The organism is Comamonas sp. GB3 AK4-5 (assembly GCF_041320665.1).
Lineage (GTDB): Bacteria > Pseudomonadota > Gammaproteobacteria > Burkholderiales > Burkholderiaceae_C > Comamonas.
In genome coordinates this window covers 1,888,804-1,906,646 of record NZ_CP166730.1, presented here as the reverse complement: position 1 = coordinate 1,906,646, position 17,843 = coordinate 1,888,804, and the positions used below count along the sequence as shown (strand labels likewise).

Annotated in this window: 10 protein-coding genes; 6 read left to right on the top strand and 4 right to left on the bottom strand. The window is 64.7% G+C overall.

Features of this window, described 5'->3' with window-relative positions:
• Positions 1-305: 305 nt before the first annotated feature.
• From ACA027_RS08530 to pbpC, 3 genes are all read left to right on the top strand, one after another.
• Positions 306-935, top strand: coding sequence for a lipocalin family protein (locus ACA027_RS08530; RefSeq protein WP_370681944.1), 630 nt, complete (start codon positions 306-308; stop codon positions 933-935).
• A gap of 219 nt (positions 936-1,154) precedes the next feature.
• Entirely contained in the window at positions 1,155-7,145 is a 5,991-nt protein-coding gene (locus ACA027_RS08525) for an alpha-2-macroglobulin (protein ID WP_370681943.1), read from the top strand.
• Between the two features lie 236 nt (positions 7,146-7,381).
• On the top strand, positions 7,382-9,727 hold the full coding sequence (gene pbpC, locus ACA027_RS08520) for a penicillin-binding protein 1C (protein ID WP_370681942.1): 2,346 nt from the start codon (positions 7,382-7,384) through the stop codon (positions 9,725-9,727).
• 116 nt (positions 9,728-9,843) lie between these two features.
• On the opposite strand, the gene ACA027_RS08515 is transcribed toward pbpC, so the two are convergent.
• Both ACA027_RS08515 and ACA027_RS08510 read right to left on the bottom strand, forming a co-directional pair.
• Positions 9,844-11,484: an ABC transporter ATP-binding protein gene (locus ACA027_RS08515; protein WP_370681941.1), complete on the bottom strand. Its 1,641-nt coding sequence runs from the start codon at positions 11,482-11,484 to the stop codon at positions 9,844-9,846.
• Positions 11,481-12,542, bottom strand: coding sequence for an ABC transporter permease (locus tag ACA027_RS08510; protein ID WP_370681940.1), 1,062 nt, complete (start codon positions 12,540-12,542; stop codon positions 11,481-11,483). The genes ACA027_RS08515 and ACA027_RS08510 overlap by 4 nt, the downstream gene beginning before the upstream one ends.
• Before the next feature lie 146 nt (positions 12,543-12,688).
• On the opposite strand from ACA027_RS08510, the gene ACA027_RS08505 reads away from it, so the two are divergent.
• Positions 12,689-13,168, top strand: coding sequence for a DUF2127 domain-containing protein (locus tag ACA027_RS08505; RefSeq protein WP_370681939.1), 480 nt, complete (start codon positions 12,689-12,691; stop codon positions 13,166-13,168).
• 242 nt (positions 13,169-13,410) lie between these two features.
• Here the strand turns inward: ACA027_RS08505 and ACA027_RS08500 are convergent, their stop codons facing one another.
• Both ACA027_RS08500 and ACA027_RS08495 read right to left on the bottom strand, forming a co-directional pair.
• Positions 13,411-14,424 (bottom strand): microcin C ABC transporter permease YejB, encoded by a 1,014-nt coding sequence (locus ACA027_RS08500; protein WP_370681938.1) that lies wholly within the window; start codon positions 14,422-14,424, stop codon positions 13,411-13,413.
• Between the two features lie 2 nt (positions 14,425-14,426).
• Positions 14,427-16,259: an extracellular solute-binding protein gene (locus ACA027_RS08495; protein ID WP_370681936.1), complete on the bottom strand. Its 1,833-nt coding sequence runs from the start codon at positions 16,257-16,259 to the stop codon at positions 14,427-14,429.
• Positions 16,260-16,331: 72 nt separating this feature from the next.
• Between ACA027_RS08495 and fabI the strand changes: the two genes are divergently transcribed.
• Together fabI and ACA027_RS08485 are read left to right on the top strand one after the other, a co-directional pair.
• Entirely contained in the window at positions 16,332-17,132 is an 801-nt protein-coding gene (gene fabI, locus ACA027_RS08490; RefSeq protein WP_370681935.1) for an enoyl-ACP reductase FabI, read from the top strand.
• Between the two features lie 156 nt (positions 17,133-17,288).
• Entirely contained in the window at positions 17,289-17,810 is a 522-nt protein-coding gene (locus ACA027_RS08485) for a hypothetical protein (RefSeq protein ID WP_370681934.1), read from the top strand.
• Positions 17,811-17,843 lie beyond the last annotated feature (33 nt).

Sequence of the window (17,843 nt, the reverse complement as noted above, 5' to 3'; positions counted from 1 at the left end):
TCTGCACATTTCCCTGTCAACAATCACCCATTCCGACCCCGTCGAGCCCTTGATATCCGTGTGCAAGTCCTGTTTCGCCCATGCATCAAAGGTATTCAACCTTCTCGGTTTTCCATGGCCCCAGGCTGCCAACAGGGCCGGTCACGCACGCTTTTCACCAAAAATGGCCTACAGGCGCAGCCTGCACGCCACACCTACATTCAGAAGCTATAGCAAGAAAGTGCCGCTTTGGCCTAAGCTTGCGTCATCTTTCGCATACATCGCTTGTGGGCCTGCCCCACGGATATGTCTCAAGGACGAATGCCATGCCCAGCCGCCACCGCCCCGACGCTCCCGATCAAGACCTCTCCCTTCCCAGCAGCGCCCGGCTGCAGCGCAATGCGTCGCTGCTTGCCGTATTGGCCCTGAGCGCTGTGGGCGCCGCTGCCTGGTATGCACTGCGCCGCCCGCCCATTCCAGCGTCCGTGATCCCCGTCTCGGATTTCGATCTGGAGCGCTTCATGGGCAAATGGTATGAGGTGGCCCGTATTGACGGCGGCAATGAAGAGGCCTTGCAGCGCACACAGGTGGAATATGCGCGCCGCGCCAATGGCAGCATCCGGATGGAACACCGGGGCTATGACCCACGCAAACGTGAATGGCTTTGCTCCTCCGGCCGCGCCAAGCCCGTGCTGGGCCGGGATGTAGGCGCCTTGAAGGTGTCCAGCTTCGGCCCCTTCTACAGCGGCTACAACGTGGTGGCGCTGGATCCCAAGTACCGCTGGGCCATGGTGGTGGGCTCACAGCTCGACGAATTCTGGATCCTCTCGCGCACCCCTTTTCTGCCCGCTGGCCTGGAAGACCGCCTGCTCTACCAGGCCCGCAGCCTGGGAGTTCCGGTGGACCAGATGCAATGGGTGCACCAGGACGGCGTCAACCCCACGGGCAGCTACTAAACGAGGGCGGCCCATGCCGCGCATGGCCTGACCCACGATGACCAGACCATAGCGCCAGCCGATCCACGGCACACTACGCCCCTTCTTCTCTTCTCGATAAGCTCTAGAGTTCTGCCTCCGCTCTCGAAGAAGTTCTGAGAACACCAGTGCCAGGACCTCCTCCCTGCAGGAGGTCCCTGTCCCGCATATCGCATACAACAAATCCCGGGAACCACTCTCATGTTTGGGCTTGCCAATCAAAAACTGGCTGCGGCCAGTGCCGTGCTGCTGCAACTGCTGGCGCGATGCTGGTCTCCGCTGCATCGTTTGCTGCGTCTGGTGATGGGCTCCTGGCAGCCACCGGCCTGGATGGCCTTTATGGGCCGCCAGCTGGCGCATCTGCTGTCCTGGCTGCAGCAGCGCCTGGCCTGGGTACTGATCGCCGCCCTGCTGGTGGTGCTGGGCTGGCTGGCCAGCCCCTCGGTGCTGAAGTGGTGGCATGGACTCACGCCTGAGCAGATCCCCCCCCAACAGGTCAGTGCCACGATGGAGCCGCCCAATCGCACCCGCATAGAGTCCGACGCCCTGTTCAATCCCGCGCGCCTGCGTTTCTCGGCCGATGCGGCCCCCATAGAGCTGGTAGGCCAACCAGCCCTGGATATCAGCATGGAGCCCGCATTGGCTGGCAGCTGGACCTGGACCCAGGCCGACCTGCTGGAATTCAAACCCGAGAAGGACTGGCCCATTGGCCAGAAATACCGCGTGCGCCTGGGCAAGAAAGCCTTGGCCCCGCATGTGGAGATCGCCCAGGACCAGTACGAATTCAGCGCACCGGCCTTCACCGTCAACCTGGAGAGCGCCGAGTTCTACCAAGACCCCACCCAGGCCGATGTGCGCCGCGCCCTGTTCACGCTGCGCTTTTCCCATCCGGTGAACACGACGGAGTTGGAAAAGCGCATCGCCCTGCGCTACGGCGACTGCAACGCGCAAGCCCGCAACCCCCAGGAGGCCTGCAAGCCGCTTGCGCACACGGTGCGCTATGACCAGTGGAAGCAGCAGGTCACGGTGCAATCCGAGCCGCTGGAAATTCCCAAGCAGTCCAGCCAGGTGGAGTTCAGACTCGCGGAAGGCAGCGTGGCCGAGCGCAGCGGACCTGCCGTGGAACGCAAGCTGGTGCACCAATTGGCGATTCCCGGGCTGTACAGCCTCTCCATCGCCAATGCCGAGCCCAGCATCGTCAGCAATGAAAATGGTGAACCCGAGCATGTGCTGCACCTCACGGCCTCCATGGCCGTGCCCGAGCGCGAGATCACCCGCGTGCTCGGTGCCTGGATGCTGCCTGCCAAACAAAAGCCCGGCAGCGACGCGGCTGATTTTGACTGGTCAGCCTCGCCAGAGGCGGTAAGCGATGAAGTGCTGTCCCGCGCACGCAAGCTGGCGCCGGTGCTGATCCCCAGCGAGCTCGAACACAGCGCGCTGCACAGTTTCCGTCTCCCCCAGGCCGAAGGCGGGCGCTATCTGCTGGTGCGCGTGGCCAAGGGCATGAAGACCCCGGGCGGCTACCAGATGGGCGAGCCCTACCAGCGCATCGCCCGACTCAAGCCCTTCTCACCGGAGCTGAGCATCGTGGGCCAGGGCGCGCTGCTGGCGCTGTCAGGCGAGAAAAAGCTGCCCATCCTGGTGCGCGACCTGCCGGGCGTACGGCTGGAAATTGGCCGTTTGCTACCGGCACAGCTCCAGCACCTGATCTCGCAGAGCGAGGGCATTTTTGAGAACCCACGCTTTTACAACGGCATAGAGGCCGATGACCTGGTGGACCGGTTCGAGAAAAAAATACCCCTGAACCTGCGCCCGGGCAAGCCCCATTACGAAACCGTGGACTTCGGCAGCTATCTGCATGCCGATGCCAACAACCGCCGTGGCGTCTTCCTGCTCAAGCTGCGTGGCTACGACCCGGCCAAGGCCAAGAAAAAGCCCGAGACGGATGCCCAGCAGCAAGAAGCCGAGGCCGAAGAAGAACAAGACGAAAGCGACGCGCTGGAGCGCTATGGCGAGCAGCGCTTGGTGCTGGTCACCGATCTGGGCCTGGTGATTAAAAAATCGCTGTCGGGCACACGCGATGTGTTTGTGCAAAGCATTGCCACGGGTCAGCCCGTGGCCGGCGCTCAGGTCGAGATCTGGGGCCGCAACGGCCAGGCCATTGCCACGCAAACCACCGACGCCGCAGGCCATGCCAAAGTACCCAGCCTGGCGGGCTTTCAGCGCGAGAAGGCACCCATTGCGCTGGTGGTGCGCAAGGGCGGCGACCTGAGCTTTCTGCCGCTGAACCGCTACGACCGCACGCTGGATGTCTCCCGCTTCGACGTGGGCGGCCTGCGCTCCGCCGGCATTCCCAACCAGATGACGGCCTATGTGTTCAGCGACCGCGGCATGTACCGCCCCGGCGAGAGCATGCACATCGCCATGATGGTCAAGGCCGGCAATTGGTCCACCTCGCTCAGCGATTTACCCATGGAGGTGGAGATCACCGACGCCCGTGGCATGAGCGTGCGCCGTGAAAAACTGCGCCTGGGCCCCAGCGGCGCTGCCGAAATTGAACACAGCACCGAGGACACCGCCCCCACGGGCAATTACACGGTCAACCTCTATCTGCCGCGCCAGACCAGCGCAGGCTCGCCCGATGCCCAGGGCCTGCTGCTGGGCAGCACCACGGTCAAGGTCCAGGAATTTCTGCCCGACCGCAGCAAGATCAAGCTGACGCTCAACAACCAAAGCGCTGAGGGCTGGGTGCGCCCCCAGGACCTCAAGGCCCTGGTCGATGTGCAAAACCTGTTCGGCACACCTGCGCCCCAGCGCAAGGTGGTGGCCACGATGACGCTGACACCGGCCTTTCCCTCTTTCAGTGCCCATGCGGACTATGGCTTTTACCTGCCCCAGCACGAAGGCGAGCGCCAGGAGGACGAGCTGGGCGAGCAAGAAACCGGTGACGACGGCAAGACCGAGTTCGACCTGCGCCTGTCGCGCTTTGCCCCCGCCACCTACCAAGTACAGGTGCTGGCCAAGGCCTTTGAGCCCGAAGGCGGGCGCAGTGTCTCGGCCGAGGTGCGCACCCTGGTCAGCGACCAGCCCTATCTGGTCGGCGTCAAGCTCGACGGCGATACGCGCTACATCAGCAAGAGCGCCGTGCGCAACGCCCAGCTGATTGCCATCAACCCGCAAGCGCAGAAGATGGCCCTGCCTGCGCTCAAGCTGCAGCGCGTGGAACGCAAGGTACTGTCGGTGCTGGTCAAGCAAGGCAACGGCCTGTACCGCTACGAATCGCGCCGCAAGGATGTGCTGCTGGACGAAAAACCCTGGGCCATTGATGCCCCAGGTAGCCAGCTGCAACTGGACACGGCCACGCCCGGCAACTTTGCCTATGTGCTGCGCAATGCCCAGGACCAGGTGCTCAACCGCATCGAGTACAGCGTGGCCGGCAGCGCCAACATCACGCGCTCGCTGGACCGCAATGCCGAGCTTGAACTCACCCTGGACAAAAAGGACTACACGCCCGGCCAGGAGATCTCGGTCAGCATCCGCGCACCCTATGTGGGCGCGGGCCTGATCACCATAGAGCGCGACAAGGTCTATGCCCACAGCTGGTTCAAGACCGACAAGACCGCCTCGGTGCAGAAGATCACCCTGCCCAAGGACTTTGAAGGCACAGGCTATGTCAGCGTGCATTTTGTGCGCGACCCGTCCTCGGACGAGATCTATATGAGCCCGCTGTCCCACGGTGTCATGCCTTTTGCCACCACGCTGGACCAGCGCCGCGCCACGATCACGCTGACCAGCAGCGAGCTGATCAAGCCCGGCCAGCCCATGAAAATGACGCTGACCAGCGACAAGCCCACGCGCGCCGTGGTGTTTGCCGTGGACGAAGGCATTTTGCAGGTGGCGCGCTACAAGACGCCTGACCCGCTCAAGCATTTCTTCCAAAAGCGCGCCCTGGAGGTCGACACCCAGCAGACGCTGGACATGATCCTGCCCGAGTTCAAAAAACTCATGCAGGCCGCCGCCCCCGGTGGCGACGGTGAAGGCGCTTTAGGCAAACACCTCAACCCCTTCAAGCGCAAACGCGACAAGCCCGTGGCCTACTGGTCCGGCCTGGTCGATGTGAATGGCAGCCGCGAATTCAGCTACACCGTGCCCGAGCGCTTCAACGGCAGCCTGCGCGTCATGGCCGTGGCCATCAGCGACAGCCAGGCTGCCGCCCAAAGCACACAGACCACGGTGCGTGGCGACATGGTGCTGCTGCCCAGCGCCCCGCTGGCCATGGCGCCCGGCGATGTGGTGGAAGTGGGCGTGGGCCTGGCCAACAACATCCGCGGCTCGGGCAAAAAAGCCCCCATCAAGCTCAGCCTCAGCGCCTCGGGCGGGCTGGAGGTAGTGGGAGAGGCCACGCAAACCCTGTCCGTGAACGAAGGCGGCGAGGGCCGGGCCCGCTTCAAGGTGCGCGCCAAGCCGGGTGCCCAGGCCCAGCTGGGCTCTGCCCCCCTGGTGTTCAGCGCCAGCCACCAAAGCTACAGCACGCGCCTGAGCGAAGAGGTCAGCGTGCGCCCGGCATCGCCCTATGTCAGCCTGGTGCAGGCCGGCAGCTTCCAGCGCGCGGGCGAGCTCCAAAGCCAGGCCGATCTCTATCCCAACTTCCGGCGCAGCGACCTGGCGGTCTCGGCCGCGCCCTGGGCCTTTGCCACGGGGCTGATGCAATACCTGGAGGCCTATCCCCACGGCTGCACCGAGCAAATCACCAGCCAGACCTTCCCGGCCGTGCTGCTGTCCACCCGGCCCGAGCTGCTCAAGGAAATGCAGCGCGGCCGCACGGCCGAGCAAGGCCCGCTGCCCACGGCACGCAAGACGCTGGACCGCTACCTGGTGCAGCTGCGCACACGCCAGAGCAGCGAGGGCGGTTTTGCGGCCTGGCCCGGCGGCAGCCATGCCGATCCCTTTGCCACGCTGTATGCCGTGCAACTGCTGGTGGAGGCCAAGCAGCACAAGCTGACCGTACCCCAGGACCTGCTGGACCAAGCCAACAGCTATCTGCACCAGTGGCTGGGCAACGGCGGCACCACACCAGATGCCTGGCGCCAGCGTGCCCAGGCCGTGTACCTGCTGGCCCGCCAGGGCATGGTGCTGCCTTCGGCCCTGGCCAATCTGCGCCAGAGCTGGAGCAGCCAGCCAGCCCTGTCCGACGACCTGGGTGCAGCCTACCTGGCCGCCACCTATTTGCTGGTCAAGCAGGACAAGGCCGCCAAGGAGTTGCTGGATCCGGTCTGGGCCGATCTGCTCAAGCGCGTGAACAGCAAGCAACGCCGCACGCTGTGGGGCAGCTATTACGACCCGCTGGTGCATGACAGCATGTTGCTGCACCTGGTGGCACGCCATTTCCCCGAGCGCCTCAAGACGCTCAAGCCCAGCGTCTGGGAAGGCCTGGCCGGCATGGTGCGCGACGGCTGGTACAACAGCCTGTCCTCGGCCTCTATGCTGCTGGCCGTGGATGCCTATTTCGACGCCGTGGCCTTGAATGTGGAAGGCAAGCTCGATGTGCAGGCCTTGAACGCCAAGAACCAGGCCACGGCCTTGGCCCTGGGTGGCATCAACCCCTTGGCGCGCACCGCCGTGCCCGATGGCAGCCACAAGCTCAAACTGTCCAACCACAGCGACTTCACGCTCTACTACAGCTGGGCCGAGCAGGGCTTTGAGCGCAATGTGCCGGACAAAGCCTTGCACAAGGGCATGGAAATCTTCCATGACATCCTGGACGCCAAGGGCCAGCCCGTCACCCAGGTCAAGCTGGGCGATGAGGTCACGGTGCGCGTGCGGGTGCGCAGCCTGGACAAGGCCCTCATCCCCAACGTGGCCCTGGTGGACATGCTGCCCGGCGGCCTGGAGCCCGTGCTGCAAAGCGCCAGCGATGCAGCGGATGAAGAGGAAGGCGAAGAACAAGAGGCCGAGCCGCTGTGGAAGAAACGCCTGGCCTCCAAGGGCTCATGGAACCTGGAATACGCCGACATCCGCGAGGACCGCATCGTGCTCTATGGCGATGTGGGCAAGGACCTGTCCGAAATCACTTACAAGGCCAGAGCCTCCACCGTGGGCGACTATGTGGTGCCCCCGGCCTATGGCGAAGCCATGTATGACCGGCGAGTGTTCTCGCGCGCCATGGGTGGGCGATTGAAGGTGGTGGAATAAAACGTGAAACACCCCCCTGAGTCGCTGCGCGCCTTCCCCCCGCTCTCGCACCGCTACGCGATGCGGGCGGGGGGACGCTGCCGGCGCGGCGGGGCGGCCCTTGCGCGGCAGCCCTGGCATGGGCTGCGCCAGTTTCAAGCGCTGGGCCCTGGCATGACTCCCTCGCCCCTCCGGGGAGAGGGCTGGGGTGAGGGGGCGGCGCAATGCCGCCAATGCCGCGCTTGACGATGCCCTCCATGCGCTTGCGTCCCCCACATCACAAGCTGGCCCAGGTGGGCCTGGCATTGCTGCTGCTCCTGGTCCTGTTCGCGGGCCTGCGGCTGTGGCCGCATACGCCTTTGCGCGAGGGCATCAGCAGCTCACGCGCCGTGTATGCGCGGGGGGGCGAGCTGCTCCGGCTGACGCTGGCGCCGGACCAGCAATACCGGCTCTGGGTGCCGCTGGATCAAATCTCGCCCACGCTGGTGGATGCCGTGCTGCTGTATGAGGACCGGCGCTTTTTCTGGCACCTTGGCATCAGCCCCACGGCCTTGCTGCGCAGTGCCTGGCATATGGCCAGCGGCGGGCGGCGCCAGGGCGGCTCCACCCTCACCATGCAGCTGGCCCGGCGCGTTTACGGCATAGACAGCCGCAGCTATGGCGGCAAGCTGCAGCAGCTGGCCGCCGCGCTGTGGCTGGAGGCCCGCCACAGCAAGGGTGATATTTTGGAGGCCTATCTCAACACCGCGCCCTATGGCGGCAATATCGAGGGCGTGCAGGCCGCCAGCCTGATCTACTTTCGCAAGCCCGCTGCCCATGTGAATCTGCCCGAAGCCCTGACCCTGGCCGTGATTCCGCAAAACCCGGCCAAGCGCATGGCCGAACGCGGCAACCAATCGGGTGGCAATACGGCGCTGCAGGCCGCACGCCAGCGGCTGCTGGCACTGTGGCAGCAGCGGGCACCCGAGGCTCTTTTGCATGCGGCCGATGCCCAATTGGTGCTGCCCGCCCAGGCCCGCTCCGCACTGCCCTTTCTGGCCCCCCACGCCACCGATATGCTGCTGGCCCGCGCGCACGGCCAGCAGATCCACAGCACGCTGGACCTGCGCATGCAGACCACGCTGGAGCGCATCATGGGCCAGTACCTGCGCACCCAGGCGGACAAGGGTCTGCGCAATGCCAGCGCCCTGCTGCTGGACGCTTCCACCATGGAGGTACGTGCCCTGATTGGCTCGGCCGACTGGCACAAGGTGGAGATTGCCGGCCAGGTCAACGGCACCCAGGCCAAGCGCTCGCCGGGCTCCACGCTCAAACCCTTTGTCTATGCCCTGGCGCTGGACCAGGGGCTGCTGCATGCCAAAACCATGCTCAAGGATGCGCCCACGCATTTCGGCCCCTATGCCCCCGAGAACTTCGACCTGCGCTTCGCCGGCCAGGTCTCGGCCCAGGATGCGCTGATACGCAGCCGCAACATCCCCGCCGTGTCCGTGGCCGCGCAACTGGGGCAGCCCGGGCTGCATGATTTTCTGCGCCTGGCCGGTGTGCAAAAGCTCAAAAGCCAGGCCCACTACGGCCTGGCCCTGGTGCTGGGCGGTGGCGAGGTCACACCCGAGGAACTGGCCGGTCTCTATGCCATGCTGGCCAATGGCGGCGCCAGCCAGCCGCTGCGCTATGAGCAGACTCCGCAAGAGCAGCCTCCGGCCCAGCCCTTGCAACTGCTCAGCCCCGAGGCCGCCTTTATCACCCTGGACATGTTGCGCCACGCCCCTAGACCCGACACCGGCCTGCCGGCGCGCCCCGCCGTGGCCTGGAAGACCGGCACCTCCTGGGGCTTTCGCGATGCTTGGACGGCAGGCGTTTTTGGCCGCCATGTGCTGGTGGTCTGGATGGGCAATTTCGACGGCAGCAGCAACCAGGCCCTGGTGGGCGTGGATGCGGCGGCGCCGCTGTTTTTGCGCATGGTCGATGCCCTGCGCGCCCAGCGCCTGGACCCGGGCGCCTTGTCCAAACCCCAGCCCGCCGATCTGCGTGAAATTGAAGTCTGCGCGGCCACGGGCGAGCTACCCGATGCCCTGTGCCCCGTGCGCACCAAGACCTGGTTCATCGCCGGCAAGTCACCCATCAAGACCAATGCGCTGCACCGCAGCGTCTGGGTGCATGCGGAAACCGGCGAGCTGCTGTGCGGCCCCGGCCCCCATGCGCGCCAGCAGGTGGTGGAGCAATGGAGCAGCGATATGCAGCGCCTGTTCCGCCAAAGCGGCCTGCCGCGCACCAGCTTGCAGGCGCCCGACTGCAGCGAGGACGGGCCCAGCGACCAGGCGGCGGATGATGCCGGGCCGCGCATCACCTCACCGCTGCGCGGCGTGCGCCATACGCTGCGCAGCCGCAAGCCCGAGCCCCTGGTGCTGCGCGCCGAAGCGGCGGCCAGCACACACAGCATTTACTGGTTTGCGGGCGACTCGCTGATAGGCCGCACCGCCCCTGGCGAAGGCCTGGCCTGGCTGCCGCCCATGGCCGAGTCCGGCCAAAACCATATGCTGCGCGCCGTGGATGAAACGGGGCGGGCAGCGACGCGGGAGATCGTGGTGGACATCACCCCCTAAAGGGGAATACCTGCAGCCAGCGCAGCAGAAAATATTGCATCAAAACCGCCGCAAACGCTTTCCAGTAGCGCATAGGCAGCTATCAAAACAAAGTTCAGCCACCGCAAGGCCCTGCCCTACTGCGTGGCCGCCACCAGCTTTTGCGTATAGGGGTGCTGCGGACGGCTCAGCAACTGCAGCGCCGGGCCCTGCTCCACAATGGCACCGTCTTTGAGCACCAGCACCGCATGGGCCATGGCACGGATCACGTCCATGTCATGGGTGATGAGCAAATAGGCCAGGCCGCGCTCACGCTGCAGGCGTTGCAGCAGGGCCAGCACCTGCTGCTGTATGGTCACATCCAGGGCGCTGGTGGGCTCGTCCAGCACCAGCAGCTGCGGCTCCAGAATCAAGGCTCTTGCCACGGCAATGCGCTGACGCTGGCCACCAGAAAATTCATGCGGGTAGCGCTCCAGCAGCCCCGGAAACTGCGCCTCGCCCATGCCTACCTCACCCAAGATGGCCAGCACCTGTTGCTGCACCTGTTCGGGCTTCAGCGCGGGGGCATGCACGCGCAGGCCTTCGCCCACGATCTCGCCCACCGTCATGCGCGGTGACAACGAGGAGAACGGGTCCTGAAACACCACTTGCACCTGGCGGCGCAGCGCCTGGTTGTGGGCGGTATTGCGTGTGGCCGGCTGCTGCCACTGCTGGCCCGTCAAATCCAGCGCCCCCTGAAAAGGCAGCAGCCCCAGCACGGCCTGGGCCAGCGTGGATTTGCCCGAGCCGGATTCGCCCACCACGCCCAGCGTCCGCCCCGGCTCCAGGGCCAGGCTGGCGCCCTGCACGGCCACAAATTCGCCACGCCGAAACCAGCCCCGCACGCCGGGCAGCGGCGTGGCATAGGCCACGCGCAGGTCTTGCGTATGCAGCACCGGCGCCTGGAGGGGGACTGCGGCATCCACCTCCACCACCTGGCGCCGGGGCTGGCTGGAGAGCAGCTTGCGGGTATAGGGATGCTGGGGGGCGGCAAACAAATCGGCCACCGCACCCTGCTCCACCAGATGGCCATGCTCCATGACCACGGCGCGGTCGGCAAAGCGGCGCACCAGGTGCAGGTCATGGGTGATGAGTACCATGGCCATGCCGGTCTGGCGCTGCAAATTGCCCAGCAGCTCCAGAATTTGCACGCGCAGCGTCACATCCAGGGCGGTGGTGGGCTCGTCGGCCAGCAGCACGCGCGGCTGCGAGGCCAGAGCCATGGCAATCATGGCACGCTGGCGCTGGCCACCGCTGAGCTGGTGGGGATAGGCCTGCGCACGTCGCCCAGGCTCGGGGATGCCGGTAGCGGCCAGCAGCTCCACGGCCTGGGCCCAGGCCTGGGCCTTGCTCAGCGCCTGCTTGAGCTGCAGCACCTCGGCCACCTGGGCACCCACACTCATCAGCGGGTTGAGCGCCGTCATGGGCTCCTGAAAAATCATGGCAATGTCGTCACCGCGCACGGCGCGCATCTGCCGCTCCGACAAGGTGAGCAGATCACGCCCATCCAGCAAGGCCTGGCCGCTGATGCGCGCCTCACCCACCAGGCGCAGCAGGCCCAGGGCCGTCACGGTCTTGCCCGAGCCGGACTCGCCCACCAGGGCCAGTTTTTCGCCGGCATGCAGATCAAAGCTGACGCCATGCACCACTTCCTTGCCGGCAAAGGCCACGCGCAGATCACGCACGGCCAGCAAGGGCGAGGCAGCGATGTGCACGGCCTGGTTCAACACATCGCTCATGCGCCCTCCTTGGTGGCCGGCGTATCCATGGCCTTGCGTGGATCCAGGGCATCGCGCAGCGCATCGCCCATAAAGGTCAGCAGCAGCAAGGTGACCACCAGCACGCCAAAGGTAGACAGCGAAATCCACCAGGCGTCGATATTGTTTTTTCCCTGGCTGAGCAACTCGCCAAGGCTGGGGGTACCCGGCGGCACGCCCAGGCCTAAAAAATCCAGCGAGGTCAGCGCCAGCACGGCGGCGCTCATGCGAAACGGCAGGAATGTCACCACCGGCGTCATGCTGTTGGGCAGGATGTGGCGCCAGATGATTTGCCCATTGGGCACGCCCAGGGCGCGCGCCGCCTTCACATAGTCGAGCTGGCGATTGCGCAGAAACTCGGCGCGCACATAGTCGGAAAGCCCCATCCAGCCAAACAGACTGAGCAGCAGAATCAGCAACGCCACGCTGGGGGCGAACACGGCGCTGAAGATGATGAGCAGGTACAGCTCGGGCATGGAGCCCCAGATTTCAATCAGGCGCTGCAGGGCCAGGTCGGTCTTGCCACCAAAAAATCCCTGGATAGCTCCGGTCAACACGCCCAGGGCCACGCCGGTCACCGTCAGCGCCAGCGCAAACAACACGCTGACGCGAAAGCCATACAGCAGCTGGGCCAGCATGTCGCGGCCACGGTCGTCCGTGCCCAGCCAGTTGGCGGCCGAGGGGGCAGCCGGATTGGGCGTCTGGGCAAAGTAATTCAGGGTTTGCGCACCATAGCGATTGGGCGGAAACACGGCCCAGTTGCCCGGCTTGGACAGCTGCGCCTGGACAAAGGGGTCCAGGTAGTCGGCAGGGGTGTCAAAGTCACCGCCAAACTGCGTTTCCGGGTAGTCGTTCCACAGCGGCCAATAGGTCTGGCCGTCATAGCGCGCCACCAGCGGTCTGTCGTTGCTGACCAGCTCGGCACACAGGCTGAAGGCCACCAGCACCACCAGCAGCACCAGGCTGCCAAAACCCAGCCGGTTGCGCCTAAAACGCGCCCAGGCGCGGGCCGCGGGCGAACGCCCTGCCTCCACCTTCATACCATCTCTCCTTGTTGGCGCGCTGCGCGCCGCACCGTCACCGGCCCGCATTGCCCTTCGGCCATGCCCCACGGCATACTGCGTCGCATACCCACACCACGCACCGCGCTGTGGCGTGGATGGCCCGGCTTTCGCATATTTCCATCTTGCCCATCACCACAGACTCCTCCACTGCGGCATTGCGCCAGGCCGTGCGCAGCGTGGCCATTTTCGAGGCCCTCAAGGGGCTGCTGGCCATCTGCGCCATGTTCGGCTTGCTGCGTCTGCTGCACCACGATCTGCACCACCTGGCCCTGGAGTGGGTGGACCATCTGGGCCTGTCGTCCCACCCCGGCTTTGCGGCCCTGCTGCTGCAAAGCGCAGACCGCCTCAACACCACGCCGGTGCACACCCTGGTGCTGCTGGGCAGCGCCTACACCGCAGCCCGCTGGCTGGAAGCCTGGGGCCTGTGGCGGGACAAGGCCTGGGGCGAATGGCTGGGCGTGCTCTCCTGCGGCCTGTATCTGCCGCTGGAGATCGCACACCTGCTGCACAAACCCAGCTGGCAGGCCGGCCTGGTGCTGCTGGTCAACCTGTGCCTGATCGCCGTGCTGGCCCTGCGCTTGCGCCAGCGGCGCAGGGCTTGAGCGCAGCCTGCGCCGCATCCGCTCGAACAGCTCCTCTCCCGCTCCCACAAGCCCCCATCCCCACCTTCCCCCGGTGGGGGAAGGGGTCATTCCGGGGCAGGACGCGAAAAACGGGCGTGACCCCAGCCAGGGCTGCCGCGCAAGGGCCGCCCCGCCGCACTGGCAGCGTCTCCCTGCCCGCATCGCTATGCGATGCGAGAGCGGGGGGAAAGCGCGCAGCGCCTGAGGGGGGTGTCGCACCATCAATCGAATTTCACGCGCGGGTCTACCCATACATAGCACAGGTCGCTGACCAGCTTGGTCACCAGCCCGATGAGGGTGAACAAGAACAGCGAGCCCAGCACCACCGGATAGTCGCGGCGCATCACGCTTTCGTAGCTGAGCAGGCCCAGGCCGTCGAGCGAGAACAGGGTTTCGATCAACAGCGAGCCGGCAAAGAAGGCACCGATAAAGGCGGCGGGGAAGCCGGTGATGATGGGAATCAGCGCATTGCGAAACACATGCTTGTAAAGCACCTGGCGCTCGGACAGGCCCTTGGCCCGCGCCGTCAGCACATATTGCTTGCGGATCTCTTCCAGGAAGGCGTTCTTGGTCAGCATGGCGGTGACGGCAAAGCTGCCGGCCACCATGGCCGTCACCGGCAGCGCGATATGCCAGAGATAGTCCACCACCTTGCCCATCAGGCTGAGATCTTCCCAGTTGGCAGAGGTCAGCCCCCGCAGCGGAAACCATTGCAGCTGGCCGCCAAAGATCACCAGCAGGGCCACGCCCAGCACAAAGCCCGGAATGGCGTAGCCCACCAAAATCAGCAGTGTGGTCACCAGATCAAAGCGCGAGCCCGCACGCACCGCCTTGGCCACGCCCAGGGGCACTGCGACCAGATAGCTGATGAAAAACGTCCACAGCCCCAGGCTGATGGAGACCGGCAGCTTGTCCTTGATCAGCTGCCAGACATCCTTGTTCTGGAAAAAGCTCTTGCCCAGATCGAAGCGGGCAAACTGGCCCAGCATCTGGAAAAAGCGCTCATGCGCGGGCTTGTCAAAGCCGTAGAGTTTTTTGATTTCTTCCACCTGCTGGGGCTCCAGCGCACGCCGTGGCCCCTGGTTGCCCAGTTGGGCTTCGCGGTTGCTCAGCTGCGACATCAGTTGCTCCACCGGCCCACCGGGCACAAACTGGATCACGGCGAAATTCAGCACCAGCACCCCGAGCAAGGTGGGCAACATGAGCGCAAAGCGCTTGAGCAGATAGGACAGCATGATCAGTTGGGCTCCATCCACCACATGGTCAGCAGCCAGGAACCCGCCAGCAGGCGGCTAGGCAACGCTGCGGGGTGGTGCAGGTGACGTTTGTTCGCCATGAAGAAATGCTTGCCGTAGTACATGGGCACCACATAGTGCTGGTAGAGCAGATAGCGGTCCAATACCCGGGTGCTCGCCGCAATGGCCTGGCGATCGGGGCTGGCCACGATGCGGTCTATCAACTCATCGACCACGGGGTCCTTGATGCCGGGCAGATTCTGGCTGCCTGTTTGGTCCGCAGACTTGGCACCAAAATCGTCATACAGCTCGTTGCCGGGGCTGGAAGATCCGCCCAAAATGGCCACGGCCATGTCGAAGTCGAATTCATTGAGCCGCTTGCGGATGATGCTGGGATCGGCCAGGCGATATTCAAAGGCAATGCCCAGGCGGCGCAGATTGCGGGCATAGGGGGCAAACACCACCTCCGACGAGCGATCGGCCAAATCCATGCGGATCACAAAGGGCTGGCCTTGCGCATTGCGCAGCGCGCCGTCGCGAAAAGTCCAACCCGCCTCGGTCAGCAGGCTTTGGGCTTGCTTGAGATTGCGGCGCAGTCCCTCTGCCGAGGCACCCGTGCCCTCGTTGCCGGGGAAAGCCCCCTGGGTACCGGCCAGGTAGGCATTGCGATGGCGCAGGCTATCGATCACCGCCCGCTCCTCGGGGCTGATATCAGGCCCTGCCATCAAATCGTCGGTGTTGTTGAAATAGCTGCCCGTGCGCGCCCGGCGCTGGTAGAAGAGGCGCTGGTTGAGCCAGTCGAAGTCAAAGGCCAGGTCCAGTGCACGCCGCACCCGCACATCGGCAAACTGCGGCCGGCGCAGGTTCAATGCCAGTCCCTGCATGCCCGTCATGCGATGGTGTGCAATCTCGGTCTTGACGATCTCGCCCGAATCAAAGCGACGCCCCTTGTATTTGCGCATCCAGGAGCTGATGCCGAACTCTTCCAACGCATCGAGCTCGCCCACCTTCAAGGCCTCCTCCTCGCCCAAGCGGTCGCGGAAGTACTGGTAGACCACGCGGTCAAAATTGAACATGCCACGGCGCACCGGCAAATTGGCGGCCCAGTAATCGGGCCGACGCTGGTAGACGATGCGCTTGCCCCAGTCCACCTCCGCGACCACATAGGGTCCGCTGGTCAGAGGTGCCTCATTCTGCAGCTCACTCAGCGGCTTGCCCCCGCCCCATTGGCGCGAGAAGACCGGCAACTGGCCCAAAATCATGTGCAGCTCGGAATTGCGGCGCAAAAAGTCAAAACGAATGGTGTGTGCATCCACCACCACGGCACGCTTCACATCGCCCCAGTAGGAGCGAAAAACGGGCGAGGCCTCCTTGCCCATCAAGGTGTCAAAGGAATGCTTCACATCGGCGGCCAGCACCGGCTCGCCATTGGAAAACCGGGCCTCACGCCGCAGGCGAAAAGTCACCGAAAGCTGATCGGGGGCCAGCGCAATGTCCTCGGCCAGCAGCCCATAGCTGCTGAAGGGTTCGTCCTCGCTGGGGGTGGTGAGCGAGTCAAACAACAAGCCGTATTCTGCGAACACAAAGCCGTTGAGGTTGTAGCCCATGCCCACCGCAATCTGCCCGCGCAAGGTGAAGGGGTTGAGCTTGTCAAAGCTGCCCGAGGCCGACAGCGTCAGCTGCCCGCCCTTGGGAGCATCGGGGTTGACATAGTCGAAATGCTGAAAGCTGGCCTGGTACTTGGGCGCATAGCCCATGCCCATGCCATGCACGGCCCAGGCAGGCGCGGAGAGCACAAACAAAACAAAAGCCAGGACTCGGGGCAAATGGCGCATGCGACAATTCTGCCTTATGCCTTATCCCACGCGCCACTTTGCCGGCGCGTTTTCACACCGAGGAGAAGAACAATGGGTTTCCTGGCTGGTAAAAAACTGCTGATCACGGGCGTGCTGTCCAACCGCTCCATCGCCTACGGCATTGCCAAGGCCTGCCATGAGCAAGGCGCCGAGCTGGCCTTCAGCTATGTAGGCGAGCGCTTCAAGGGCCGCATCACCGAGTTCGCCGCCGAGTTCAACTCCACGCTGGTGTTTGACTGCGACGTGGGCGACGACGCCCAGATCGAAAAGATGTTTGCCGACCTCTCCGCTGTCTGGGGCAAGTTCGACGGCTTTGTGCACAGCATCGGTTTTGCGCCGCGCGAAGCCATTGCCGGCAACTTCCTCGAAGGCCTGTCGCGCGAGGGCTTCCGCATTGCCCACGACATCAGCGCCTACAGCTTCCCGGCCATGGCCAAGGCGGCCATGCCCTATCTGAACGACAAGTCCTCGCTGCTGACCCTGTCGTACCTGGGCGCGCTGCGTTCCATCCCCAACTACAACACCATGGGCCTGGCCAAGGCCTCGCTGGAAGCCTCGGTGCGCTACCTGGCCGAGGCCGTGGGCCGCACCGAAGACGGCCGCGCCATCCGCGCCAACGGCATTTCCGCTGGCCCCATCAAGACCCTGGCCGCCTCGGGCATCAAGGACTTCGGCAAGCTGCTGGGCCGCGTGGCCGACGCAGCCCCCCTGCGCCGCAATGTGACCATTGAAGACGTGGGCAATGTGGCCGCCTTCCTGCTGTCCAACCTGGCCTCGGGCGTGACCGCCGAGATCACCTATGTGGACGGCGGCTTCAGCCAGACCGCAGGCCTGTCGGCCGACCAAGTCTAAATAGCGTTTCACGCCCCCCACCAGCCCTGCAGCTCGCAAGACCTGCAGGGTTTTTTCATGCCACAACCCCGATGGCAGCATGGATTGACTGCAATCATTTAATATTGAGAATAATTCTCATTACTTATTTAATTGCATTCAGACTGGAGAACAGCGATGAGCATCCATCCCGCTGCCGGCGATCTTCCCTTGTTCATGCTGCTGCGCACTGCGCCCGCCAGCCTCACGGCATGGGAGGAACTGGCCCGCCAGGCCACGCAGCATCTGCAAACCCAGCCCCCGCAGACCGTGCTGCCGCTGTTGTTCAAGGCCCAGCAGATGGCCCAGCGCCTGATGGCCAGCCCCCAACTGGACGTGCACCCCGACCACTGTCTGGCGGCCTGGGTGGTGTCCCACCACAACCTGGTCGATGTGCTGTCGCAATGCGGCCAGCGGCCGCTGGCCCTGGAATACCTGTGCGATGCCCACCTGGGCCTGGCCGACCTGGCCGAACGCCATGCCAGCGCCATAGTCCAGCAAGCTGCCTGGCGCCATCTGCGCGAAACCCGCTCCGCCCTGCTGCTGTGGCAGCGCCAGCATGGCGTCCAGGCCCAGACCACCGCGGCGCTGCGGGCCGCAAATGGCACGGCCCCCATGGCGCATGCCCCGCACACCCGCACGCCCTCCCGCTTGCATTGAAGCCGCTGCTTTCACGCCCGCATCTCCATCCCC

Excerpts from the sequence above, each read along its gene's own strand:
- ACA027_RS08515 (WP_370681941.1), bottom strand. The coding sequence starts at position 11,484 with ATGAGCGATGTGTTGAACCAGGCCGTGCACATCGCTGCCTCGCCCTTG.
- pbpC (WP_370681942.1), top strand. The coding sequence starts at position 7,382 with ATGCGCTTGCGTCCCCCACATCACAAGCTGGCCCAGGTGGGCCTGGCA.
- ACA027_RS08525 (WP_370681943.1), top strand. The coding sequence starts at position 1,155 with ATGTTTGGGCTTGCCAATCAAAAACTGGCTGCGGCCAGTGCCGTGCTG.
- ACA027_RS08510 (WP_370681940.1), bottom strand. The coding sequence starts at position 12,542 with ATGAAGGTGGAGGCAGGGCGTTCGCCCGCGGCCCGCGCCTGGGCGCGT.
- ACA027_RS08500 (WP_370681938.1), bottom strand. The coding sequence starts at position 14,424 with ATGCTGTCCTATCTGCTCAAGCGCTTTGCGCTCATGTTGCCCACCTTG.
- ACA027_RS08485 (WP_370681934.1), top strand. The coding sequence starts at position 17,289 with ATGAGCATCCATCCCGCTGCCGGCGATCTTCCCTTGTTCATGCTGCTG.
- fabI (WP_370681935.1), top strand. The coding sequence starts at position 16,332 with ATGGGTTTCCTGGCTGGTAAAAAACTGCTGATCACGGGCGTGCTGTCC.
- ACA027_RS08495 (WP_370681936.1), bottom strand. The coding sequence starts at position 16,259 with ATGCGCCATTTGCCCCGAGTCCTGGCTTTTGTTTTGTTTGTGCTCTCC.
- ACA027_RS08530 (WP_370681944.1), top strand. The coding sequence starts at position 306 with ATGCCCAGCCGCCACCGCCCCGACGCTCCCGATCAAGACCTCTCCCTT.